General features: G+C 58.7%; 1 protein-coding gene and 1 other annotated feature. The gene reads right to left on the bottom strand.

Annotated elements, in window-relative coordinates; all coding sequences use genetic code 11:
* Window positions 1-1,192 (bottom strand): IS3 family transposase gene (locus ACFO5X_RS26120; RefSeq protein WP_380723266.1). Its coding sequence is split into 2 segments (ribosomal slippage), with 1,193 coding nucleotides annotated over them: window positions 1-913 and window positions 913-1,192; the frame shifts between segments, so codons are not numbered across the junction. This gene is flagged as partial in the annotation.
* Window positions 804-920, bottom strand: a sequence feature (AL1L pseudoknot). Its footprint overlaps the gene before it by 117 nt.

Below are 1,192 nucleotides of genomic sequence, written 5' to 3'. Positions count from 1 at the left end.
TGTGCATAGAAGTTCTCTTCAGCCTCTGCTGGCGGGATGTTTCCGATGGGGCCAAGCAGGCGTCTGTGGTTGAACCAATCGACCCATCCGAGAGTGGCCATTTCCAGATCTTGCATGTTGCGCCATGGACCCTGGCGGTGGACCAGCTCGGTTTTGTAGAGACCGTTAATCGTCTCAGCGAGGGCGTTATCATACGAGTCCCCGACGCTGCCGACCGATGGTTCGATGCCTGCTTCGGCCAATCGCTCGGTGTAACGAATGGACAAATATTGCCCGCCGCGATCCGAATGATGAACCAATCCGCTCTTCTGGACTGGCCGTCGATCATGCAGGGCCTGTTCCAGCGCATCGAGAACAAAGTCAGTTTTGGCCGATCGTGAGACCCGCCATCCGACGATGCGATCAGCGAAGGTGTCGATGACAAAAGCCACATAGATGAAGCCCTGCCACGTGGACACATAGGTAAAATCGCTGACCCAGAGCAGGTTCGGTGCAGGCGCCCGGAACACGCGATTTACCTTGTCGCGCGGACAGGGCGCTGACGTGTCAGGGACCGTCGTCTTGACCACCTTTCCACGCACGGCACCACGGATGCCGATCTGTTTCATCAGCCGCTCCACCGTGCAACGCGCCAGATCAAAGCCCTCGCGCTTCAGCTGATGCCATGCCTTACGGACCCCGTAGACCTGGTAATTCTCATCCCAAACCCGTTTGATCTGCGGACGCAGCTCCGTGTCGCGCTGATGCCGCGCGGAGGCTTTGGAGGGATCGGCTTCGCACGCCAGGCGATGATAATATGTCGACGGCGCGATCGGCAGGACTCTACAGATCGACTCGACGCCGTAAACAAAGCGCTGATCGTCAATGAAGGCGATCATCGCTTCAGTGGGCGGTCGAGTTCCGCCTGCGCAAAATATGCTGACGCCTTGCGCAGGATCTCATTCGCCTGGCGAAGCTCCCGGTTTTCCCGTTCCAGCGACTTGATGCGATCACGTTCTTCGGTTGTCACTCCGTCGCGCATGCCGCTGTCCTTCTCGGCCTGCTTGACCCATTCGCGCAGGGTCTGGGGAATACAGCCGATCTTCGGTGCAATGGCCGCAATCGCGCCCGCCTGCGTTTCGTATGAGCCTTGATGCTCAAACACCATCCTGACCGCTCGTGCGCGGACCTCGGGTGAGTAGCGATTTGCCAT

Source organism: Seohaeicola nanhaiensis (assembly GCF_042654245.1).
In the GTDB taxonomy this organism is placed as follows: Bacteria; Pseudomonadota; Alphaproteobacteria; order Rhodobacterales; family Rhodobacteraceae; genus Seohaeicola_A; species Seohaeicola_A nanhaiensis.
Note: the sequence above shows the minus strand (reverse complement) of the source record. Positions and strands in the feature narration are given on the sequence as shown.